This window comes from Candidatus Acidulodesulfobacterium sp. H_13 (assembly GCF_048541835.1).
Taxonomy (GTDB): domain Bacteria; phylum SZUA-79; class SZUA-79; order Acidulodesulfobacterales; family Acidulodesulfobacteraceae; genus QIJE01.
This window is the reverse complement of record NZ_JBLEOY010000003.1, coordinates 85,754-103,880: the sequence shown is the minus strand read 5'-3', so window position 1 is coordinate 103,880 and position 18,127 is coordinate 85,754. Positions and strand designations below refer to the sequence as shown.

The following is an 18,127-nucleotide window of genomic DNA, read 5'->3' as shown; positions in this document are numbered from 1 at the left end:
AGAGGCGAAATCCTATCTTTGCGTGACATAAAATAGATTGTGATTTTAAAGTAGCGGAGGGTCCGGGTTGAAAGCTTCTATTCTATCGTTCAAGGACGTCAGCATTAAAGTATTGATGATCGAAGTGATTCTATTTTTTGCCGTTATATTAACAGCCGGCTATTTTTTTGACCGCAGTAATCCTCTATCTATCCATGGTTCCATAAGCTACCTTTTAATTTTTATGGCCGTGATTACCTTATACTACGGCATATTCGCAGGGCTGTTGGGGATAATTCTTTCTGTTCCGGCTTTGTTTTATTTTTATAAACCGTTTCCCTTAGACTTTTTCCTGTTCAACCTGATCATGGTCCTTATTTTCGGAGAGTTTTATTTCTACTGGAGTAAAAATAAAAAACGCTTAGAGGAAAAAAACGAATACGTAGAAGAAAAATTTAATGAATTAAGAAAAAACTATTTTTTTCTGAAGCTTTCATATGACCAGATGGAGAAAAGTTACGTTACTAAGCCCGTTACGATAAGGGGAACCGTTCAAAAAATAAAAGAAATATTCGCAAAAAAAGGTGCGTCTTACGAAGAGCTTATAAAAACTATGGCGCAGCTGTTTAATATAGAAAGGGCATCGTTGTTTGTTAAGGATGTTTCATTCAACCGAGTTGCTTTTATCGGAGAACCGATAACCATAGATATGAAAGACTATCTCGTAATGGAGTCACTGAGAAAAAAAGCCGTCACATACCTGCCCTCCATATTAAAAGAAGAGCATTCTTCTGAATATTTAGCCGTTATACCTATTTTTTTTATGCAAGACGAAGCAAAGGCCATGCTGTTAGTCAAGGATATTTCATTCACCGACTTTAACAGAGAGAATTTACTTCTGATGCACCTGTTCCTGTTTTATTTTTTCGAAAGTTTAGACGCGGCTTCTAAAATAAGTAAAAGTCTAGCGAAATATCTAAACATATTCGACATAGATTTTTTGATAGAAATGAACAGGCTTTACAATATATGGAAGAAATTTAAAATAGACAGCGCCGCGGTGATTTATCTTATCCACGACGAGGGGGATAATTCTGAGTTTGCCTCGTTTATGAGGGATAATATAAGGAATCTGGACATGATTAATTCCATAAGGAAGGGTGGTGTATCGCGATTTATCATTCTGCTGCCGTTTACGGCAAAATCAGGTACCAAAAGCTTCACCGATAGAGTAAACGGTAAAATAACAGATAAATTCGGAAAAACTTTCTTAGAAAAAATAAAACAGGGAACTATATTAATCAGCAAGGAGCCCGAGTTCTTACTTGACGGAATATTTGCCGATGAATAAAATAATTTTAATTGCCATTTCACTCGTAACGGAATATTATGCCGTGATATCGCTCCTGAACGGTGGTGCTTATTGGGCTTCCATAATAGACTTTTTTTGCTTACACGCGCTATCAGCTTTATGTATAAGTTTGGCTATGTATTACGAGATACCAAAAAAATTCGGGAAGAGCATTGTCCGCAATATTCTTGTTTCGTTTCCTCTATTCTTCTTTCTTCCGGTTATGGAATTCTTTGCTTTTATTTTATTTATTTTACTATTTAAAAAACAAAAAACAATTCATCGAGAGTCTTTATCTATAAACCCGGAGGAGGAATTAGACTTTAAAATATTTCCTTCTTTAAATAGGCAATACGGCGAGGGTTCCATCATATCAAGATTAGCCGATCCTAATGCCTCTTCTAAGCTAAAACAGTCTTCACTTTTATACCTGATAAACAAAAATCCCACCGTATCTTACGACTTTGTCAGGGATAATATGAGGCATAGGTCGAACGAGGTAAGGCTCCTCGCATTCAGTCTTTTATCGAAAAAAGAGAACGAAATAAACAAGAAAATATTTTCATTGAAAAACACTCTGTCAGATGAGAAAGAGAGAGACTCTGGAAAATTACACTTCGAGCTTGCCTATTTATACTGGAACTTGGTTTATATGAATATTTCAGACAAAGAATTTGAAAAATATAATTTAGAAATATCCATGAAATACATCCTGAAAGCTATGAATAAAAAATACCGGTATTACGAATCTGCATTTCTTCTCGGCAGGATAAGCGCCAAGCTTAAAGACTATAAGGAGGCGGAAAGATATTTTAAGGACGCCCTTGCTTTAGATGCGCTGCAAGATAAGGTAATACCCTATCTTGCGGAGGTTTATTATATAACTAAAGATTATAAGAAAGCCAAAGAACTGTTTGATAAAATTTCCAGTCCGGTGATTAATAATAAATTAAAAAATATAGTTGAGCTATGGGTCGGTTGATAATAGAAAATAAAAAAAAACCTATTAAGGTCTTGTTATTGTGCGAAGGGACTTTTCCTTATATAAAAGGAGGGGTTTCGACATGGATTTATCAGCTTATAACAGGGCTGCCGGAGATAAATTTCGGCATTGTATTTCTTGGGGCCAACCGGAACGATTATGGCGGATTACAATATGAAATCCCAAACAATCTCGTTTTTATTTTAACCGATTTTTTATTCGATGACATTAATATCGCTAACATGAAAAAAAATGTTTACAGGAAGGAAAATAAACTATTTAATAAGGCTGCGCGGGAAAAATACGAATATATCAGGTTCTTTCACGACCGATTTAGGTTAAAAAAGCAAGGGGATCTTCCTGACAAGATAAGGCACCTTGATTTTTATTTGGATTACATCACAAAGCAGTTCTTTTTACACGGCAAGCCTTCATGGGATTACATAGAGTCGCAGTATCTCGAATTTGCCGAGAATTCTTCCTTTACAAGTTATTTCTGGACGATAAGAAACGTCCATATACCGATATGGAAAATAGTCGAAATAGCGTCTGCCCTGCCTCATTTTGAAATAATCCACAGCCCTTCTACCGGCTATGCCGGTTTTCTCGGCAGCATACTGAGATATAACAGAAAAGCCCCCTTTATCTTAACGGAACACGGCATTTACGTTAAAGAGAGAAAAATCGATATATTGGACAGTGATATATTTTCCTCACACCAATCCTTATTGGACACCATGGATGGCGCGGAACACCTGAAAACCGTGTGGATTAATTTTTTCGAGGACATGGGAAGGTTTTGTTATTCCTCTGCCGATTTGATAATTTCACTCTTTGGAGAGGCAAAGAAAATTCAGTTGAGTCTTGGAGCGGACGGCACTAAGACAAGAGTTATCCCTAACGGTGTAGATATAAAAAAACTTTCGGCGTGCTTCCGTAAAAGAGAAAATAACATCCCTAAAATAATTTCTTTCATAGGCAGAATCGTCCAAATAAAAGACGTTAAAACGTTTATTAAGGCGATAAAGCTAGTCTTGGAGCGTATTCCCGATGCACGGGGCTGGATAGTCGGACCATATGACGAAGACCCGCATTACGTTGAGGAATGCAAGAATCTTGTTTACATGCTGGGCTTAGAAAATAACTGCCTGTTTCTCGGCTTTAGGGATATTGCGGAGATTTTACCGGAAACCGGTATTTTGACGCTTACGTCTATAAGCGAGGGCATGCCGTTAGTCGTGCTTGAAGGATTTGCGGCAGGAGTACCTGCCGTTTGCACCGATGTCGGCGCATGCAGGCAGCTTGTCTGTGGAGGGATAGATGAAGCAGATATCGCCATAGGTATGGCCGGAGAAATAGTCCCGATAGCAAATCCCAAAGCTATAGCCGATGCTTATATCGACATTCTAACTAAAAAGGAGAAATGGTATAGTGCCCGTAATGCCGGATTTAAAAGGGTAAACAGATATTATTCAATGAAAAGATTTCTAAATAATTATTCAAATATTTACGAGGAGTTTTATGGAAAATGGCAGGAATTTCAATTGAGCTGAAAAGAAAACTGTCCGGAAGAAAATTGTCTTCAATATTTCAAACCTTTGCGTATTCCGCGTTTTTGAGTTCGGGGGCGTGGGTTATTTCCATATTAAGCATTATTCTGGCTTCCTATATAGCTGCAAGGCTCATACAGGATAAAAGCATTGTGCTCAAATTTCAAACCTCTGTAACCTATTTGATAGCCTTCAGCCTTATACTGTCCGGGCCTTTTCAGCTCTACTTCTCCCGTTTTGCCGCTGATAGAATTTTCGAAAAAGACTATAAAAATATACTTCCTAATTTCATGGGGCTAATAGTCTTTAACATGACGATAGGCTTTATCCTATATCTACCCTTATCCATTTTTTTATTCAGGAACGTGTCTGCGATCTATACGCTAATATCTCTGTTTTCATTTGTAATTTTATGCGGAATGTGGATTGCTACATCACTCTTTACGGCATTAAAAAGCTATAATTTCATTGTATATTCTTTTATTCTCGGATATGCCGTCACTATTTTAATGGTGGGCTTTCTGGGACATTTCGGCCTTAACCTTTTAATGTTTGCCTTTTTTGTAGGTCAAACTATTATATTTATATTTATGGTATCCGCCATTATATACAACTATCCGTCCGACAAAATAATCTCTTTCGATTTTCTAAAAAAGAAAAATATTTATATATCTCTAATATTCACCGGTTTTTTTTATAATTTGGGTATATGGGCGGACAAATTCGTATTCTGGTTCTCTCCTATCACCGGAAACACGGTATTTGCACACCTGAGGGCATCTGCCGTCTATGATGCACCCATATTTTTAGCATATCTCTCCATAGTTCCGGGAATGGCGGTCTTTTTTCTGAAGCTTGAGGGCGAGTTTGCGGGGTATTATGAAGAATACTACAGAGCCGTTATTGAGGGCAAGACCATAGAAGAAATATATAATGCCGGAAATAAAATGATATCATCTGCGAGGGGTGTCTTTTTTGACGTCATGAGGATTCAGGCAATAGCCGATATAATACTGATTTTGTTCATGAACGACCCTGTTTTTAAATTATTCGGGATCTCTTTAGTCTATATCCCGCTGTTTCATATACTGTTAGTCGGCACTATGCTTCAGCTTTTATTTATAGTTGCTATAGGATTCCTTTTTTATTTCGATAAGAGAAACGCTTCGCTGTTTTCTTCAATGGTTTTTTTCTTATTAAATCTAACACTGTCGATAATTACCGTCAACATGGGACCCTATTATTACGGATACGGCTACGCGGTGAGTCTTTTAATTTCCATAATCATAAGCGTAATCTTCATAAGGAGATTTTTGAATGAGATTCATTATTATACTTACATGTTTATTTAGCCTGTTTCTTACGTCAACGGTCAAGGCATACGGTAAAACGGCAAGCAAAGATATAAATTCCGTAGGCTTGATATATGGTGGAAAAATATCTACCGGCATATATCATCTTTACGACTGGCTTGTAGTAAATCCGGACAATAGCAGCTTAAAGATATTAAGGCAAAAGTTCTATCTCAAACATACGGCAAAACTTATCGCCTATGTCAGCATAGGGGAAACCGGTAAATCTGTTTCCTATTACAACAGAGTAAAAAAATATGCCATAGGAAAAAATAAGATATGGAATTCAAAAATAATGGATATAGAAAATAAAAACTACAGGAATTTCATACTCGATGAAATACTGCCTAAACTTGCAGAGAAAGGTTTCGACGGATTTATGTTTGATACGATGGATTCTTACAAGCTTGTCGTTCATAGGAATAAATGGCCGAAGTTCCGCAATGCCGAGGTAGAATTTATTAAAGATGTCAGAAAAGAATTCCCTAATAAGATTATCGTCGTTAACAGGGGTTTTTCAATAATGAACAGGATACATGGAGACATAAACGGGGTTATAGCGGAGTCTCTTTATAAAGGGCTAAATAAAAATCTTAACTATATTAACGTCGACAAGGGAGAGACAAATCGTCTTCTGTCAAAGCTTAAAACAATAAAGGATAGATACAAGCTTCCGGTAATTGTTGTCGACTATGTAAACCCAAAAAATAAGAGTGAGGCTGTTTCCGACGCAAAAAAGATATCCGACGACGGATTTATCCCATGGGTTACCAATAAAAATCTAACAATGATCGGAGTTTCAAACTTTAAATTCATTAAAAGAAGGGTGCTGGTCATCTGTAATTCTAAGCTTGACGATAGAAGGCCTAATCCTGATTTAGTAAGAATGCCGCTTGAATACCTTGGTTTCGTACCGGTGACTTATCATGTAAACGGTAAGCTTCCCGGCGGTTTTCTGTCAGACAGGTATGCCGGAGCAGTGGTTATCGTCGGAAAAGTAAAGAGACCTATAAAGTTTTACACGTGGGTACGCAAGGCAATAAAATCAGGTTTAAAGATATTTTTTGTAGAAAATTTCGGATTTCCGGAAAGAGCCGACCTTCTTTCCAGGTTAGGAATAAAGGTTTACGACAATGAAGCTACTATCGCCAAGCCGTCAAAAATAATTTATAAAGAAAAAGGCAGCGGTTTCGAAGTCCCCTTAACCGTAATTTACCACAACACGCTACTGGAACCTCGCGAAGGAAAACAACTGATAAGCATGAAAAACCTGTACGGTCAAAAGTCATCCCCTTTCTCCATAATGCCGTGGGGCGGATATGCTCTTGACAACTCTTTGGTGAATAATCGCGGATTATGGGTTTACAACCCGTTTAAAATTTTTGCAAAATTGTTCCGAAAGGAATTTTTTCCGGTTCCGGACATCACTACGGAGAACGGAAGGATAATACTTTTTTCTCAAATAGACGGAGATGCAGATTTCGGGCACACCGATTTTAATCCCGACGAATTTATTGCAAGCTATGTAACTGAGCATATCCTCGAATATTATAAAATACCGGTTACACTTTCGGTTATTACGGCGGATTTAATGGGACCCCCTTACGGCCTCCATGTAAAAGAAGCCTCAAAATTAAGAAAAATATTCAGGCATATTTTTAAATATAAAAACGTGGAAATAGCGAGCCATACTTTTTCACACCCCTTTAACTGGCCCGCACTTGTCAATGGGATCGACAAACCCGGCTATCAGCTTCCGGTGCCGGATTACAAGTTTAGCGTTAAGAGTAACGTGGAGGGTTCCGTAAACTGGATAAACAAAAATCTTGCCCCAAAAAACAAAAAGGTAAGGGTTATATTGTGGTCTGGGGATAACCGTCCTCCGGAAACAGCGTTAAAGATGGCATACGATATTGGAATTTACAACGTAAATGGCGATAATACCGATATTGTAAATCGCCGACCGTTTTTAATGCATGTAAAACCTATGGGGAAGAATGTAGGCAATTTTTTCCAGGCCAATGCGGCCATTACCAATGAAGATATTTATACAAACTTGTGGCTCGGTCCGTTCTGGGGCTTCAGGAATGTCATACAGACGTTTAAATTAACGGAAAAGCCGAGAAGGCTGAAGCCGATATATATATATTATCACTGGTATTCCGGACAGAAGATTGCTTCGGTTAAAGCGCTCAAAACGGTGTATGAATGGGCATTAAAACAGCATCCAATCCCGGAATTCGTTTCCCAGTATGCCAAGAAAACCTTAGATTTCAGGGCTATGGCTATAGCAAAAAGCCAAGACGGCTGGATTATACGCTCGGACGGAAATCTGAGAACGGTAAGGGTACCAAAAAGCTGGGGCTATCCGAATATGAATAAAAGCATCGGCGTAGTCGGATACAGGATTATAAACGGAAGGGAATACGTGAGCTTGGATAATTCGGGAAATTATTATCTCGTTTTCGGTAAACGTAGGCCTGCCTTCAGGCTCGTAGAAGCTAACGGCATGGTCAGGTATTTCAAAAAAACGGAAAACGGGTATACCCTTATTCTGAAGAGCGACTACTATGTCCCGCTACATTTTAAGGTTCAATCCTCATGCAGCATTAAAATAAAAGGAAACGGAAGATATATAGAACGACGCAAGGGAAATATTTTTAATTTTAAATTTATAAAAGGCGAAAAAGCGTATGTCAAAACGATTTGTCGTTAAGCAATTTTTAAATGTCCATGAGATAATAGTTTTTGCGATCGTGGTTTGCGTCATTCTCGTCCTGTTTTTTCCTGAGAAAGAACTTGTATCCATAATGATAAAATATCCCGGATATATACCCCCTAAATACATAAATGCCGTTATTAAGGCAAACCCCAGCGAAAATTTAAAGATTGCATTAGTAAGACACTATATAAATTCGGGACATTACGACAAGGCCGAGAATGCATTAAAGAATATCAATTCTGATTTCAAGCAGATTAATTTTTTTGATTACGCAGGCTTGAAATACAAGCTGTTAACGGAAAGATTCTTTATTGCGGGAAGCAGCCGGGAAAGATGGATTATTAAAAATAAAATTAAGACATTATTGTCAATGCTTATCATGGCCGGACATAACGAATATAGAAAATATCTGCATTCCAGCGGTAAGAAGTGGACGGTATGGCTTCTTGATGGATACAAGTTCGAACTTGCAGTAGGAGATAACAGGCTGGCATTAGGCCTACTGAACCATTATTTAAAGGCTTATCCCGAGTATAGAGAAAAATACCTGAAAAACTTGGCGGTTTTATACGCAGTTACGGGAGAGAACCGAAAGGCATATGAATCGGTTAATTCCTATATTAAAACTCATGTTAACTACCGAACAAATGCCGCTTTATTCAAAACGGTAATAGAAAAGGCTATTTTAGAGAGAAATAAAGAACTAACAATGCTTTTATTAAAAATTTACGGAGAGAAATTTTCAAAAGATTTAAGAATGGAAAAATTTATCCTCATCTACGCCCTTCAATCCGGAAACCCGTATTTTGCAAGGGATATAGCGATAGAATTATCAAAGGAAAACCGATGATAAATAAGAAAATAGTATATTATCTTTTTCTGTTAATTTTTCTCGGCATTATGTTATCTGGAAATCAGACGTATGCCGATAGAATAAACCGTGATAAAAAGAATCGAAATACCGTTTCTAAAAATATGGCAGGCAAAGAGCTAAATGAGGTATTGAGGTTGAAATTGAAGATTTTTCTCGGAGTGGGTGATTTTAAGAACGCTTTAATTATATGCAGGGAGGGCGTCAAGTTTTTTCCGGAGAATTATTATTGGCGGGAATGGTTGGGTAATGTTTCAATATGGCTCGGAAATCCTTTCTACGGGATTAACGATTATTATAAAAGCTTCGTCTTAACCGGCGATAAAGAACTGGCAAAAAAAACATATCATTTAGCGACGGCATTCCACAGGTGGGGTATAGCCGAAAAAATGATAGATGTCATAGGGGACTCCGTAAGTTTGAAAGATACGGTTTACGTGTATCAAATGGCAGGCGATCCCGTAAAGCTGATAAGCCTTTTGGAGAAAAAATATAAGAAGAAGAAATCCAAAAAGATTTTGATATATTTAATAAACATATACTGGGAAATGGGAAATATAAAAAAAACGATAGATACGCTTACGGCTTTAAAGAATAATTTCGGCTTGAGTGCAGATAACGCGCTGATGTATTCCAACGCCTTGATAGCGGAAAGAAAATACGACAAAGCACTCGCCATGCTTAAAAAGAGCCGGGATAAAGCCAAAAAAACGAATTATAAATTCTGGAACGAAATGAGCGATTTAAGCTGGATGCTTGGGGATTACAAAACGGCGGTGGAGGCTTCCCTTATATTGGTAAATATGAAACCGGAATACATACGGGTCGTAAAAACAGCTACAAACAAGAATATCTCTAAAACCCAGATTAATTACTATATAGGAAGAGAAAACGATTATGAAAGGATTTCAAGGTATTATTACGCAATTAGACCGAAAATTGCGATTAAATATTCTCTTATAGGATGGAATAAATACCGGGCGGCTCCCCTCTTCTACTGGTTTGTTTATACAGCCGCAAGGCAGAAAATGTGGAAAGACATAATAAAAAATATTAAGAAATTAAATAGAAAGGAGTTCGATCATCTTTCAAGCAATGTTTATTTTGTTTTGACGTACGTAAATGCCTTAGCAGCAACCGGGCAAAATCAAAAAGCTATGGATATTTGTCTGATGCGGCTGCGGGAGAAGTTCAATTCCGACTTCCTTTCAAGGCTTATTTATTTGAATCTGAACGATAACAATGCAAGAATGCTGCGCTATATTCTTAAGACTTGGAAGAATGCGCCTATGGAATATCACAACCTTATCGTTCCGTTTATATCGATGTATATATATTTGAAGAACGGGCATGAAGCCTTAAGGCTCGCGGAATATCTCAGAAAGAATCGTTCGTTAGGTCATGAACTTCTTTACGCCGATATCCTATCCCTTTACGGAAACACGCATGAAGCCAAATACATAAGGTATAAGGTGTGGAGAGAAATGAAGAAAGAAATAAAGAAAAATCCGTCATCGGTTGAAAATGCCCAATTTTTAGAGTCTTTTTTAAACGTATCTATGTATTTCGAAAGCTATGAGCGCTTCAAAAAGACTCTGAGGCATTATAAAAATATCTTACCGACAACATCTTTTAATAATTTTACACTTTCCTACCGGTTATTTTATAATTACCGCGAAAAAGCCCTCTATATCAAAAGAAAGTTGGGGTACTCATTGAAGCCATGGATGCTTTTAAATATCGCAATATGGGAAAGGGATACATACCTTCAGCATAGGCTGCTTAAAAAATGGGCCGCCATTCTTCCGGTAAACGGCAGGGTGGAAGCATTAAGGCAAACCGGAAATATAGGCGAGGCTTTTGATTATGCATTCAAAGGACTTGAAGAAAATAGGGATGACTCGCTGTTATATAGGCAATTCAGGAATATTGCCGATAAATATGCGAACAGGATTAAGACATCCACCCAACTTATAAATTGGGAAGGATATAGGGAGATATTAGAAGACGCCTATGTAAAATATAATATAGAAGGCGGATTTAATCTCGCTACGTCAATAAAAATCGGGCATGAGATCTCTTACGATAAAAATAGAATCATAAACGTGCCGCATAGGCATTACAATATGAGATTGACCGTCGATAAGCAATACGGAACATGTAATTACAAGGCATCCATCGGTATTACGGGCTCTCTTAAAAATAATGGATATCTTTTGTTAGAGCCGGACTGTAAAATAACCGATTCAACTAAACTAAAATTTACTTATGGAGAGCATATCGAAGACGACTCAAGCCTGTTTTTGTATATTGGAGGCTTAAAAAGAGAATTTAAGGTCTCGCTGCTTAAGAACATAAACCGAAGAACATCTTTCACCACCTCGGTATCGCAGGACTGGTATATGTCTCAAGATAATACCAACATTGGAAGCGGCAATAGCCTATATACAGAATTGTCTTATAAACCGAATCAAGGCTTTTTAGAGGATATGTTCATAAGGATATTCGCCCGGTCTGACCATTACTATAAAAACGGAAAAAACGGAGATATGGCTCAACTATCCCCATTTTCCGGTTTTGACCCGCTTCCGTCAAGTTATAATCTTGTCGGTGCCGGTTTTTCTATCGGAAGTACTTATAAGGACGATCTTGAAAAATCATGGCGTCCTTTTCTAAGCGGAAATGCTTTTTACGTAACCGATTCCGGCATGGGTTACAATATCGGAATCGGTTACGGCGGTTCTATTTTTGGAAATGACAACCTAAGTTTCGGCATAAATTGTTACACTAATTTTCAGGGAAGTTCCGTCTCATATCTCAAATATTTTATTGACTATAACATATATTTTTAAACTAAATACAAAAACGTTAAATGAGGAGCGGATTATGAAAAAGACATTCATAGCTTTGCAAATGTCGATTCTGATTTTTTTGTTGTCGGCATGCGCAGTCATGGTAGTAAATTCCAGCAATTCCAAATTAATAGAGAATAGTTCCTATCTCGTCGTTCCCTTCAAAAACTACACGCAGACCCCAAACGCAGGATATAGAATAGCATCCATTTTAAACGGAATATTACGGTCCAAAAATTACAAAATATTTAATTATCCGCAGCTTTTAGAAAATAACGGCGTTAACAATAAAAATATCATTAAGACACTCAATCGGGCTAAAAACAAGGGAATCAGGTACGTTATATCTGGTGATGTTAACGAATTTAGATATAAAACAGGCATAGAGGGAGAACCGGCGGTAAGCATAACCATCTTCGTTTATAATTCCGATAGCAAAAAAATAATCTGGAGCAGTACCGGCTCGGCCACGGGATGGTCAAACCAGTCGATAACGACCGTTGCTCAAAATCTGTTAAACAGGTTATTGCATTTCTAAATCGTAATAATTATATGCACAAAGCCGGCCGGCACGGAGCATCTATTGAAAAATTGTGCATAGAATTACGTCGTTTCTCTCTGCTTTTATAGACTATTTTGCTGTTTTTTAAGGATACCGATAATGAGATGCCTTGCAGTTTTAACTGGTGCGTCCAGCGGGACTCGAACCCACGACCCACAGCTTAGAAGGCTGTTGCTCTATCCATCTGAGCTATGGACGCACAAATAAATTTGGTTTCTTTTAAGGAATATATTACCATTTTTCGCTTAATTCTGTCAAATTAATAAAATCTGCTTTCAACCTATTATTTCTTAGACTTTTTTATTAAAAAACATTATTCTCCAAGCCATAATTAATATTATTATACCCCGCAAGCTTTAATTTCGACGGTTCCTGCCCTATTTCCATCGTCTATTTGTCCATTGAACGCCCAAACGGATTAATCGGCATTCTTTATTACTTTGCCGAATTAGGTTGTTCCGATTCTGCATAAATACCGGTACAACCCTTATCGTTTTTTTCTACCCCGACCTCTGCCGTAATCTCTCTTTTCGTTCCTCCGGCAAAACCGTTAGATATGATGGCATAGTATGTGCAGCTATCGATGCTGCTTAATTTACCTTCCGCGGCACAAAAAGTAGGAGTATAGTTGACGCCGTCCGGCAGATTACCCTGTATATTTCCGGAAAGATATTGTACTGCAGTCACAGTCGTCTTCTGCGCAAGTACGGGAGACAACGGACAGCCGCTCGGTCGGGTTTCCAAGAAAGCGCCACCCTTTTCTATTTGATAAAATGTTATCTCTACGCCTGATTTTGCCGCATATTTAGCCTCGGCACTCAATAAATTAGACCGCGAAACAATACTTCCGCTTGCAATAAGATAGGCAAAAACCGACCCTGCCAGCCCCAAAATTATGATAATTATGATCGCCAAAATTATCGAAATGCCTTTGTTTGATTTAATAATTCTATTAGGAAATAATTTTACCATAAGTACTTATATTATTTTAACTCTTATATCGCCGATATAATCTTGTCCTCTATCATCAAAAAGACGTGAACAATATTAGGGCTGCTATTTTGACATACTCCCCCGTAGCTAAGGCAAGGGGATTCTAAAAATCCTCAAGCTAAAGGTTAATTAGCAACAATTACCGAAACCCCTCCTATTTGCGAATACCCCACTGAATTCGTTATGACGAAATTTATATTGCAAGAATAAATCCCTGTTGTTTTATTTTTCTGGCAAACAGATGGACTCGAAGTAGGAATCGGAAGCGGAGCCGATGGTAAACTGTAGCCGCTTAGAACTGACCCTAAACTAAAAATTAATATTCTAATATTATTAGCAACGGGATATGGCGTAGTCTGGCCGGCATCGTTAGTCACCTCTTCGTATAATATTTTGTTATACACGCAAAACACGACAAGCTGCGTGACCGTCCCCCTGCTGGCCGCATTTATATTTTGATAAAAAGCGATTTCATTACAAGCAGGACCGCTCGCTCCGCCGCAAGTTGTCGTCTGTTTTGATAAATTTGCCCTGACAATAGGCGTATTGGCGCTGGTTTTCGGATTAATGGACTTGGATAACGGGCAATATGCCGACGTCGAAGGGGATATAATAGACGGCGGCATAACCGCATTTACCAAATTTCTTCTGAGTACGGATATGGCATAAGTCATTGAATTATTTGAATGGAGGTAATGTTCGTTCATTATGTAATCATTTATGCCTAATATCATGGCTTCATACAGCCCAACCGACAATATACCCGTTAAAACAATGGTCATAACTAACTCGATGAGCGTAAATCCTCTTTTATTTTTACACTCTTTTCCTTTAAAAATCTTTAAATTTTTCACGAAATAATTATACCACATATATCACGACAAATTATCTATATCAATACCTTTATGTTTAATCATCAATAATTTGCATAAATGTTGGAAAGCGTAACCAAAGGATAACTTGTGCCTGCCGAAGGAGTTCTGCATTCTCCGTCGATTAAAGCGAACCACCCCGTTTGAACTATGGTCTGAATATAATCCTTGGAGCTCCCGTTACCGTTGACTATAATCCCGCCAGTATCGGAAAAATCGACATTTTGAGCCTTTATAGTCGTGTAAAAACACTCATTATTTACATTCGTAGGACCTTGCGGAGAGGTGTAAAAAACGAGGGAGGAAATGTTATTTGCAGTACACACCCCCGACACGCTTCCTCCGTTTCTGCAGTAATTTAATTCCGCCATCGTCTGCTTTGCCACATTAGCGGCTATTTCTTCGTTCACGATATTTGAGCTCTTTGCCGAACCGACTATAAAACTTTCCGTAACGGCACTCATTGCAAGCCCGATTATTATAATCGTAATCACCGCCTCAAGAAGACCAAACCCGCCTATTCCTATACCTTTAACATTAAACATTTTGTTATTATTTTTTTAATTCCTGAATATTAAATATTGTTAATCTATCCCGTAAAATAATTATACTTTAATGTAAAACTGTTTTCAATTTACCAAAAATATAAAAATCTGTTATAATTTAAAATAAACAATAATGACGATAATAACAATAGGGTCAACCAAATGGACGACATCAGGATAGGGTGCGGCTACGATATCCACAAATTCTTAGAAATCGCTATTTTCGATAATGCCGCCAAAAGGCTTTTTCTCGGCGGGGTATTAATAGAGGGACATATAGGCGTCGCCGCCCATTCGGACGGGGATGTTGTTCTTCACTCCATTACCGATGCCCTTCTCGGCTCGCTCAGCCTGCCAGATATAGGGGTTCTTTACCCTGACAACCTTAAATCGACAAAAGGAGTAAGCAGTATAGATATTATAAAATATGCATATAAATTAGTTAAAGAGAAGGGTTATAAATTAGTTAATGCCGACATTACGATAATAACTCAGACTCCTAAGATATCGGCATATAAAGAGCGAATGATAGAATCTACGTCTGCCGCCTTAGGCGTGGATAAATCCCGTATTAATATTAAAGGGAAAACCAAGGAAGGTCTTGACGCAGTAGGGAAACAAATGGCGATAGAATGCTTTAGCGTCTGCCTCATATCTTCAAGCTAATTACCGACTGCTTTTTATTTTTTATAATTTTATAAAATTTGTTATATTCAAAGGGGGCGATTATGAAGAAATTACTGATTTTTGTTTTTGCAATTTTGCTTATTCCAAGTATCGCCTACGGTTTCGGTTATTGCGGAGAAGCGCCGTCGTCAAAACATGTGCTTACCAAGCAAGATAAACAAAAAGCCGATCGCCTGCTTAAAACCGTAAGCAGGGACAGCATTAAAAATAACTGCATGGATTGCCACTATATGATTAGTTTGGTCTCTAAAATGAATAAAAAACAGCAGTCCAGATGGTTCGACGGAATAAGAGACTTAAGAGGGGTCGTTAATGAAATTAACTCCGGGTCTAAAATAATAAAAAATAGTAAATAGGATATGAAATTATACGCGATATTGCTTGCCGCCGGAACGGGTGCCCGCACCGGACTTTCGATTCCCAAACAGCTCATAAAGATCAAAAATAAAGAAATAATAATTCACAGCCTTGAAATATTTGCGAAATCCAGTATTAAATTTGATGGAATAATAGTGGTCATTCCCCCGAGAGATGTCTTTAATTTCAACTGGAAGAGTTTTTTTAATCAAAAAGCAAGAGACATCGCAGAAGGCGACCGCTCACGTCTTTATATAATAACCGGCGGAGGCACGAGGCAGGATTCTGCAAATAATGCCGTAAAATATTTAGAAAATATTTTACCCTCCTCCGAAGTAAAAGACGCCGTAGTCTTTATTCACGACTCCGCAAGACCATTTGTAACGGATGGGGAATTAAATCTGTTGCTAAATAAAACTATAGAACACGGTGCCGCTTTTTTATGTTCCGCAACAACAGAAACTATTAAAGAAATCAAGGGTAAATTACATCAAACGCAAATCCGGTCTAATCCGGTTAGGCTTAAAACGCTTAACAGAGACCGTTTAATATCCGCCAAAACCCCCCAAGCGTTTAAATTAAACATTATAAAAAAGGCTTTTGAGGAAGCCGCTCGAATAGGTTTGGTATCTACGGACGATATATCGCTTGTGGAAAATTTAGGCTTAAACATCGTACCAATATTATCGACCGACTCTAATATAAAAATAACGACCGCTTTAGACATCGAAATTGCAGAATTTATTTACGATAAATTAAAATTAGAGGACTGCTGAACCTGCTCCTTCTCATAGTTTATTTTTGCAAATATCATTCTACCGCTTGATGTCTGAAAAACACTCGTTACAATAACTTCCGGTTCGGAACCGACTAACTTCATCGCGTCTTCCACAACCACCATGGTTCCGTCATCCATGTATGCAATACCCTGATTTTTTTCTCTGCCTTCTTTCGCAATCAGGACGGTCATCATTTCACCGGGAAGCAAAATAGGTCTAAGCGCCCTTGTGAGGTCGTTTATGTTTAATACACTGATGTTTCTTACCTGTGCAACCTTATTAAGATTAAAATCGGTAGTAATTATTTTGCCGCCTCTTTCTTTTGCAAACGCAATAAGTTTTGCATCCACCTCTTTTATATTAAAATAATCTACATCGGTAAACTCTATTTTTATATTTTTATCATCCATTAGTTCTTTTAATATATCGAGCCCCCTTCTCCCCTTCACTCTTTTAAGCGGATCCTGCGAATCGGCAATATGCTGAAGTTCATGCAGGACAAACGTAGGTATTACCAAAATGCCGTCGATAAAACCGGTTTTTGCGACATCAAGTATCCGTCCGTCTATTAAGGAACTCGTATCTATTATCTTGTAACTGCAATAATCGGAAGGTTGTTCGTTAGAAATATTTTCAGAAACAGGCTTATTTTTCAGGTTAGACCTGGAGGACGAATCTGCCGCGATGCCCATACTGAAATCGTCACTCACCCTGAGACCGATGATGAGTCCCATATAACCTGCCACAAAATTAACAAAGGCATAAGTGACATAGCCCAGAACGGAGCTGGTAAAAAAAGCCTTAAATAACTGATAAGTAATATAGTTAACTATCAAAAGGCCAACAAAAAGCCCTATTCCACCCGTTAAAATCTTTCTCGTGGAGATAGACCCCATACTTCTTTCCACCAGGACAACTATAAAACCTATAGTAAAACCGAATACGAATCCCACATAAGATAAGAGATCGTTATGCCAATACTCCTTACCAATTAAATAACCGAGAATCGCAGAAGTCAAGACAAGCATTATCCTTATAAAAAAAAGGACAAACTCTTTATTCAAAATTTTCATTAAAATATACCGTTTTAAATTAGTATAGATAAAATAAAAAAAACAGTTAATTATTTTTGATTATTTATCAAAGTGATTTCAATTGGCAATTTGCTGGGATTGTCCCACGAATATTTTCTTTATTTTCTCCTCCACAAAGGTTTCCGGTCTGTTCATAACCGTAGATAACTCCTTTATTATTAAATACTTGGCTTTTTCGAACATCTTTTTTTCCGCAAAAGAAAGCTCCTTTTCGCGTTTTAAAATGTAAAGATCCCTTAAAACCTCCGCTACCTCAAAAAGACATGAGGAACACAGTTTTAAATTATATCCGTTAAACCTTTTATTCCATGATTCTTTTCTTGCAAAAGGTCTTTTAACGCATTTTTCTTCTAATACGTCAAAGACTTTCTGTATCTCATCTTCTCTAATCAAAAGACGGAGCCCGACCTCCAAGGTATTTTTGACCGGCACCATAATTTTAGCATTGTTTTCCATAACCCTGATATTGTAAAAAGAGAGTTCCGACGAACCGATTTTTTGGGCAGAAATAGATTCAACGATACAGACACCATACCCCGGATAAAACACAAATTCATCTAAGCTAAACATAGTCTTACC

Annotated in this window: 16 protein-coding genes and 1 tRNA gene; 11 read left to right on the top strand and 6 right to left on the bottom strand. The window is 37.7% G+C overall.

Annotated elements, in window-relative coordinates:
* The first annotated feature begins 67 nt into the window (after nucleotides 1-67).
* Genes ACMCNP_RS07900 through ACMCNP_RS07865 form a run of 8 tightly spaced genes read left to right on the top strand, consistent with a single transcriptional unit; the run spans nucleotide 68 to nucleotide 12,197 of the window.
* A complete protein-coding gene (locus ACMCNP_RS07900) occupies nucleotides 68-1,330 on the top strand; it encodes a PelD GGDEF domain-containing protein (protein ID WP_419316122.1) in 1,263 nt (420 codons plus the stop codon).
* Complete coding sequence (locus ACMCNP_RS07895; RefSeq protein ID WP_419316120.1) at nucleotides 1,323-2,312, top strand: tetratricopeptide repeat protein; 990 nt, start codon at nucleotides 1,323-1,325, stop codon at nucleotides 2,310-2,312. The genes ACMCNP_RS07900 and ACMCNP_RS07895 overlap by 8 nt, the downstream gene beginning before the upstream one ends.
* The gene (pelF, locus tag ACMCNP_RS07890; protein WP_419316118.1) at nucleotides 2,300-3,865 is read left to right on the top strand and encodes a GT4 family glycosyltransferase PelF; all 1,566 of its coding nucleotides are present in this window, start codon (nucleotides 2,300-2,302) and stop codon (nucleotides 3,863-3,865) included. Before ACMCNP_RS07895 ends, pelF begins: the two co-directional genes overlap by 13 nt.
* Complete coding sequence (gene pelG / locus ACMCNP_RS07885; RefSeq protein ID WP_419316116.1) at nucleotides 3,841-5,214, top strand: exopolysaccharide Pel transporter PelG; 1,374 nt, start codon at nucleotides 3,841-3,843, stop codon at nucleotides 5,212-5,214. Before pelF ends, pelG begins: the two co-directional genes overlap by 25 nt.
* Nucleotides 5,180-7,930: a bifunctional glycoside hydrolase/polysaccharide deacetylase family protein gene (locus ACMCNP_RS07880; protein ID WP_419316114.1), complete on the top strand. Its 2,751-nt coding sequence runs from the start codon at nucleotides 5,180-5,182 to the stop codon at nucleotides 7,928-7,930. Before pelG ends, ACMCNP_RS07880 begins: the two co-directional genes overlap by 35 nt.
* On the top strand, nucleotides 7,908-8,786 hold the full coding sequence (locus ACMCNP_RS07875) for a hypothetical protein (RefSeq protein ID WP_419316112.1): 879 nt from the start codon (nucleotides 7,908-7,910) through the stop codon (nucleotides 8,784-8,786). Before ACMCNP_RS07880 ends, ACMCNP_RS07875 begins: the two co-directional genes overlap by 23 nt.
* A complete protein-coding gene (locus ACMCNP_RS07870) occupies nucleotides 8,783-11,659 on the top strand; it encodes a tetratricopeptide repeat protein (protein ID WP_419316110.1) in 2,877 nt (958 codons plus the stop codon). The genes ACMCNP_RS07875 and ACMCNP_RS07870 overlap by 4 nt, the downstream gene beginning before the upstream one ends.
* A gap of 34 nt (nucleotides 11,660-11,693) precedes the next feature.
* Nucleotides 11,694-12,197, top strand: coding sequence for a hypothetical protein (locus ACMCNP_RS07865; protein WP_419316108.1), 504 nt, complete (start codon nucleotides 11,694-11,696; stop codon nucleotides 12,195-12,197).
* 146 nt (nucleotides 12,198-12,343) lie between these two features.
* Here the strand turns inward: ACMCNP_RS07865 and ACMCNP_RS07860 are convergent.
* The 4 genes from ACMCNP_RS07860 to ACMCNP_RS07845 all read right to left on the bottom strand — a co-directional run bounded on the left by ACMCNP_RS07860 (nucleotide 12,344) and on the right by ACMCNP_RS07845 (nucleotide 14,631).
* Nucleotides 12,344-12,420, bottom strand: a tRNA-Arg gene (locus tag ACMCNP_RS07860).
* Between the two features lie 236 nt (nucleotides 12,421-12,656).
* Nucleotides 12,657-13,136 (bottom strand): hypothetical protein, encoded by a 480-nt coding sequence (locus tag ACMCNP_RS07855; protein ID WP_419316106.1) that lies wholly within the window; start codon nucleotides 13,134-13,136, stop codon nucleotides 12,657-12,659.
* 203 nt (nucleotides 13,137-13,339) lie between these two features.
* Nucleotides 13,340-14,086: a PilW family protein gene (locus ACMCNP_RS07850; protein WP_419316104.1), complete on the bottom strand. Its 747-nt coding sequence runs from the start codon at nucleotides 14,084-14,086 to the stop codon at nucleotides 13,340-13,342.
* A gap of 44 nt (nucleotides 14,087-14,130) precedes the next feature.
* Nucleotides 14,131-14,631 (bottom strand): hypothetical protein, encoded by a 501-nt coding sequence (locus ACMCNP_RS07845; RefSeq protein ID WP_419316103.1) that lies wholly within the window; start codon nucleotides 14,629-14,631, stop codon nucleotides 14,131-14,133.
* 162 nt (nucleotides 14,632-14,793) lie between these two features.
* Between ACMCNP_RS07845 and ispF the strand changes: the two genes are divergently transcribed.
* The 3 genes from ispF to ACMCNP_RS07830 all read left to right on the top strand — a co-directional run bounded on the left by ispF (nucleotide 14,794) and on the right by ACMCNP_RS07830 (nucleotide 16,451).
* Entirely contained in the window at nucleotides 14,794-15,297 is a 504-nt protein-coding gene (ispF, locus tag ACMCNP_RS07840; protein ID WP_419316101.1) for a 2-C-methyl-D-erythritol 2,4-cyclodiphosphate synthase, read from the top strand.
* Between the two features lie 62 nt (nucleotides 15,298-15,359).
* Complete coding sequence (locus ACMCNP_RS07835) at nucleotides 15,360-15,674, top strand: hypothetical protein (protein ID WP_419316099.1); 315 nt, start codon at nucleotides 15,360-15,362, stop codon at nucleotides 15,672-15,674.
* A gap of 3 nt (nucleotides 15,675-15,677) precedes the next feature.
* Complete coding sequence (locus tag ACMCNP_RS07830) at nucleotides 15,678-16,451, top strand: IspD/TarI family cytidylyltransferase (RefSeq protein ID WP_419316097.1); 774 nt, start codon at nucleotides 15,678-15,680, stop codon at nucleotides 16,449-16,451.
* On the opposite strand, the gene ACMCNP_RS07825 is transcribed toward ACMCNP_RS07830, so the two are convergent.
* Nucleotides 16,421-17,527 carry a PIN/TRAM domain-containing protein gene (locus ACMCNP_RS07825; RefSeq protein WP_419316095.1) on the bottom strand — a complete coding sequence of 369 codons (1,107 nt, stop codon included), beginning with the start codon at nucleotides 17,525-17,527 and terminating at the stop codon, nucleotides 16,421-16,423. The genes ACMCNP_RS07830 and ACMCNP_RS07825 overlap by 31 nt on opposite strands.
* Before the next feature lie 78 nt (nucleotides 17,528-17,605).
* A complete protein-coding gene (locus ACMCNP_RS07820; protein WP_419316093.1) occupies nucleotides 17,606-18,118 on the bottom strand; it encodes a CarD family transcriptional regulator in 513 nt (170 codons plus the stop codon).
* Between the last annotated feature and the right edge of the window lie 9 nt (nucleotides 18,119-18,127).

Bases quoted from the DNA above. Each gene is read 5' to 3' on its own strand.
- ACMCNP_RS07850 (WP_419316104.1), bottom strand. From the start codon at position 14,086: ATGTGGTATAATTATTTCGTGAAAAATTTAAAGATTTTTAAAGGAAAA.
- pelF (WP_419316118.1), top strand. From the start codon at position 2,300: ATGGGTCGGTTGATAATAGAAAATAAAAAAAAACCTATTAAGGTCTTG.
- ACMCNP_RS07895 (WP_419316120.1), top strand. From the start codon at position 1,323: ATGAATAAAATAATTTTAATTGCCATTTCACTCGTAACGGAATATTAT.
- ACMCNP_RS07880 (WP_419316114.1), top strand. From the start codon at position 5,180: ATGAGATTCATTATTATACTTACATGTTTATTTAGCCTGTTTCTTACG.
- pelG (WP_419316116.1), top strand. From the start codon at position 3,841: ATGGCAGGAATTTCAATTGAGCTGAAAAGAAAACTGTCCGGAAGAAAA.
- ACMCNP_RS07875 (WP_419316112.1), top strand. From the start codon at position 7,908: ATGTCAAAACGATTTGTCGTTAAGCAATTTTTAAATGTCCATGAGATA.
- ACMCNP_RS07830 (WP_419316097.1), top strand. From the start codon at position 15,678: ATGAAATTATACGCGATATTGCTTGCCGCCGGAACGGGTGCCCGCACC.
- ACMCNP_RS07845 (WP_419316103.1), bottom strand. From the start codon at position 14,631: ATGTTTAATGTTAAAGGTATAGGAATAGGCGGGTTTGGTCTTCTTGAG.
- ACMCNP_RS07870 (WP_419316110.1), top strand. From the start codon at position 8,783: ATGATAAATAAGAAAATAGTATATTATCTTTTTCTGTTAATTTTTCTC.
- ispF (WP_419316101.1), top strand. From the start codon at position 14,794: ATGGACGACATCAGGATAGGGTGCGGCTACGATATCCACAAATTCTTA.
- ACMCNP_RS07835 (WP_419316099.1), top strand. From the start codon at position 15,360: ATGAAGAAATTACTGATTTTTGTTTTTGCAATTTTGCTTATTCCAAGT.
- ACMCNP_RS07825 (WP_419316095.1), bottom strand. From the start codon at position 17,527: ATGAAAATTTTGAATAAAGAGTTTGTCCTTTTTTTTATAAGGATAATG.
- ACMCNP_RS07865 (WP_419316108.1), top strand. From the start codon at position 11,694: ATGAAAAAGACATTCATAGCTTTGCAAATGTCGATTCTGATTTTTTTG.
- ACMCNP_RS07820 (WP_419316093.1), bottom strand. From the start codon at position 18,118: ATGTTTAGCTTAGATGAATTTGTGTTTTATCCGGGGTATGGTGTCTGT.